The sequence below is a fragment of the Vicinamibacteria bacterium genome (assembly GCA_035620555.1).
Taxonomy (GTDB): domain Bacteria; phylum Acidobacteriota; class Vicinamibacteria; order Marinacidobacterales; family SMYC01; genus DASPGQ01.
The window spans coordinates 1-4,329 of sequence record DASPGQ010000529.1 but is presented as its reverse complement, the minus strand read 5'-3'; the positions used below and the strand labels follow the sequence as shown (position 1 = coordinate 4,329).

2 protein-coding genes are annotated in these 4,329 nt (G+C 64.7%); both read right to left on the bottom strand.

Annotation, left to right across the window (positions count from 1 at the left end; genetic code table 11):
- Positions 1-3,768: translocation/assembly module TamB domain-containing protein (locus VEK15_21530; protein ID HXV63295.1), on the bottom strand; the 3,768-nt coding region annotated here is incomplete at its 3' end.
- A 9-nt stretch (positions 3,769-3,777) separates the two neighbouring features.
- The coding region (locus VEK15_21525) for a tetratricopeptide repeat protein (protein HXV63294.1) at positions 3,778-4,329 on the bottom strand (552 nt) is incomplete at its 5' end.

Below are 4,329 nucleotides of genomic sequence, written 5' to 3'. Positions count from 1 at the left end.
AAGCGACGGGTCCTCGGGAGCCCGCAGGTTGGTCGAGAGCTCGTCGGTTCTGCCCGTGACCTCGAGGCGGATCGGGGTCCCGCCGACCTCGGTGTGCGCGGAGACATCGACGATGGGTGCGCTCAACGGATAGCCGTCGAGCGTGACGCGCGCGAGCTCGAGCTCGTAGGTTCTTCCGCCGAAGAAGATCGTTCCGCCGGCGCGGGTGTTTACGCGTCCCCGGAGCTCCGGTGCCGCGAGCGTCCCGGTCGCGTCCAGATCAGCCGTGAGAGAGGTGTGCGCCAGGTTGTTCCTCACTCGCAGGCCATCCTCGCTCTCGGCGTGCAGATCGATACGGATCCTCTCCGCAAAGGATCGCTGTCGCTGGATGACTGCCGCCTCGCGTGACAGAAGGGAGAGGAGCTCGCGCTCCACGGTGACGTCACGATCGTAGATCGCCTCGCGAAGCCGAACTTCCCCCGAGAGGAGATAGCCTCGCCCCTCGTTCTGGAACGCCAGCTCCGCGGACGTGGTGCTTCTCAGGCCCTCGGGATATTCCAAGCGGACGTCAGTCGCGTTTGAGCGGATCGATACCCGCTCACCGTCGCCCGACGCGAAAGGAGCGTAGAACCCTTCGGCCCGCAAGGTTCCTCCCCCGAGACGACCCTGCAATCGCTCGAGCACCATACGGTGCGAGTCGAGCATGACGCGTGCCTCCACGTCGCTCACCACGAGCGGTGGTTGGTCGACTCGGAAACTGGCCCCATCCAACTCCGCGGATCCCGTGAGCTGGAGCTCTTCTCGCTGCCTCCCGCCCGACGCGTCGAGATCGAGTCGAACCGATCCGGATGCTGCCGCCTCGGGCAAGAAGGCGTTCGCCAGCGCGAGATCGGCGTCCCCGCGGGCCGTGAACGACCACGGGAGATTCGGGGACAGAGTGACCTCGGCCTCGGTGACCAGGTCGATTCCCTCGCCTTCGAAGCGGAGAGGTGAAAACTCGAGCCGAGCATCGCTCAGCCGAAGGGAAGCCGGCCCCGCCGTTACTTCCTTTCCAGCGACGCGGACGAGGAGCTTGGAGATCGTTCCCGTGCCTTCGAGTTCCCGGACGTGGAGCCCGCCCATCTCGACCGCCGCCAACGCAGAAAGAATGAGCGAAGCGTCTTGGACGTCCTCGGTGCCCTCCAGAAGAGGGGCGAGATCCAATTCTCGCGCGTCGATCCGGAGCTCTCCGCCAAGAGCGCTGGAGGCGGTTTGCCCGGCGCAGAAGTCGAGCGCACCTTCGGCCGCGAGCGTTCCACCGAGGAGCTTCCCGCTCAACCGCTCGAGAGTAATCCGATCGTCGTCCGCTTCGAGCAGCAGGTGAACCTCGCGAACCTCGAGGGGGCTCCGCAAAAACGATCCGTCTTGGAGAATGGCCCGACCGGTCAAACTCGGGGCCCCGGGCTCTCCCTCGAGCCTCAGATCGAGGTCCACCTCACCGTCTACTCTCGCCTCCCGAGCGAAGGCTTCCAGCTCCTTCAATCCCAGGACACCCGCCACCCTCAGATCGTGATCGGCGTCTTCTCCGAGAGCGAGTACTCCATCGACCTCGAGAGCCGTTTTCTCTCCCGCCACGACAAGGTTCGAAACGGCTGCATGCGACAGGTCGCCCTCGAACGTGAACGGGGCTTTCGCGCGCAAATCAACTCCACGCAGCTCGGCCTCGAGTGTTTCCACGCTTCCTCGAAACGAAACGCGAGAAAATGGTGCCAGATCGGCACGCCCGCTCACGTGTCCCGAGGCAACGACCCGCGGTCCTGGAACGCCGTCTCCGATCCAAAGGGACAGCGCCTCGGGAAGCGGCGCCCTGTCGAGCTCGAGTTGCACGACGATTGGGTACTTGCGACGAAGCTGGAGCTCCGCCGTCAGAAACTCGCCTCCGGCATAACGTGCTGCTCCCGTTGCGGTCTCCCCGTTGGAGCGAGCCGTGATCGAAAAAGCGGGCAGCTCGCGGCCTCGGATCGATGTCCCGGCGAGGTCGAGGGCGAGGCTCCCCGACGGACTCGCGAGCGGTCCCGAGAGCTCGACGTCGATGCGCTCGATGAGGCCGGCCCATGGATCGAAACGTGCCCGGATCTCTTTGCCTGCGAGCCTCACGTCCTTCAGCCGGCCGCTTTCGAGCTCGATCGTGCCGCCCGCCTCGAGCCGGCCGGTTCCGGAACGACTCTCGAGAGCGAGGTCGATGACATGAAGTCGACCCTGGGAAATACGGGCCCATCCGCGGAGATCGAAGAGTTCTTCACCCGTTTCGAACGTCGACGGTAGGAGACGTGCTTCGATGTCGAGTGCGTCGGGCTCGAGACCGTCGCCCGACGCGGTTCCTTCGAAGCCAATGACTCCTCGGGTCGAAGCGGGGATGGAATCTGGAAGCGCGCCCGTCAAAGTCGCGAGGTCGAGCTGCTCAACACGGAAGTTCACCCGAAAGTCGCTGGGAGTGATCGTGCCGTCCAATCGAGTGGCCGCCTGGCCAATATCGAGCTCCCGGGAGCGAAACGCGATGATTCCGTCCTCCGCGTTCACCGAGATGGAGCCGGACGCAGGCCGCGGATGTCGGCCGTCGAGACCGGTGAGAGCAAACTCGGCTTCACCGTCAAGAGTCTCGAGACTCCAATCCTGGAGGCGAGCGCGCACCGAACCCTCTAGGGAAGATGCGATCGCCGCCTCGCCGGCAAGCTCGTCCAGAATCCTTTCAAGGGAGACGTGCGCGAACGTCACCTCCACCGACTGCGTTCCCCCTCGGCGAAAATCGAGCTCGGCCGCTCCGTCGAGAGTGCCCCGATAGCCTTCGACCTCGAAGGGTGCGATGGCGAGCACGTCGTCCTCGAAACGAAGTCCTGCGCCGACGTCGATGGGACCGATCTGACCGATCTCGAGCTCGCGAGCCTCGAGCTCCCCAGAGACACGGGAACCCTTGTCTCCGAACGAGAGGACGAGTCGGCTCGAGATACGTCCTTTCATCGGGGAGCTCGATGTAAGCACGCCCAGGAGTGACGCTTCGATGGAGAGCTCGACGTCGAATCGAGACACGAGCGGGCGAAGACGCTCGACGATGCCCTTTGCTTCCGCCCGGGCGCCGTCCAACTGGAGGTGCGCCCTCGGTATCTCGGCACCGTCCTCTCCGCCTAAAGCGACGAGCTCCGCGCGCTTCAGCTCGAAGCGGGCGTTGCGAAAGGCGACGGCCCCCCCGCCGACCTCGAGCGAGCCACGATACCCCTCGTGCGAGTCCTCGAGCTCGAGGTCGATGGAAGCGACGTCGAGCTCGTCCCCGCGGGATTCGAATCGCAGCCGTCCATCCGCTATCTTCAAACCGGCGAGCCAGGAGGGAAGTCTTGGCTCCAAGGGCTCCGCGGACGCGTATCCGGCGTCGTCGCCGCTCGAAGACCGGGAGCGGGCATCCGAACGGAGCGTGAGCTCGGGTGATTCGACCCGTACGGTGATCGACAACGGCGTGGTACGGAGCCGCACTTCGATCCGTCTCGCTCGCAACTCATACGACAGCCCGGGTAACATCGCGTCGGACTCGGCGGTGACGCTCTCGAGGACCGCTTCGCCGCGCCAAAGACGATAGGCGACATCGCCAACGGTGACACGCCCTTCGATCGCCCTCGACGCCTGGCTCGATAGAAACCGTGCGAGCCCCCGCTGAACGAGAGGCGTGTGCAGCAGAGCGAGGCTCAAGACGAACAGGATCAGCAGAGCGAAAAGCACTCTCGCCGCTCGGGACAACGCCCGCGAGAGTGGAGTGGACACCGACCCTCGTCAGCGCAGACGCGAGACCAGGTCGCGGACCTGACCCGCCTCGGGCGCCTCAGGCGCTAGCTCGAGGAAACGATTCAAATGGAGTAGCGTGAGATCCGGCTTTCCCGCGGCGTTATAGGCGAGTCCGAGGTGGTAGTGCGCATAGGCATGTGATGGATCGAGCTCGACCGCCCGCTTCAACTTCTGGATCGACTCCTGGAGCTCGCCCGAATGGCCATCGGCTAGCCCGAGACCGAAGTAAGCGTTCGCGGAATGTTCGTCGAGCTCGAGCGCTCTTTGGAAAGCATTGCGCGATTCGTCCACTCGATTCAATTGAAGGCGCGCGAGCCCCAGATACTCCCAGGCACGAGAGTCGCCCTCGCTCGTTTGGACGGCGCGCTCGAGTACTGTGACTGCTTCCGCGTATTGCCGCTTCTCGTAGAGCTCGATTCCCCGGTCGACCTCGTCTCCGAGGCTCGATTCGAGCTTCGGCGGGGGAGCCGGCTCTCCACGAGCGCAGGCGGAAACGAGGCCGAAGAGCCCCGCCAACACCGGGAGCGCCGTCGTTTTCAT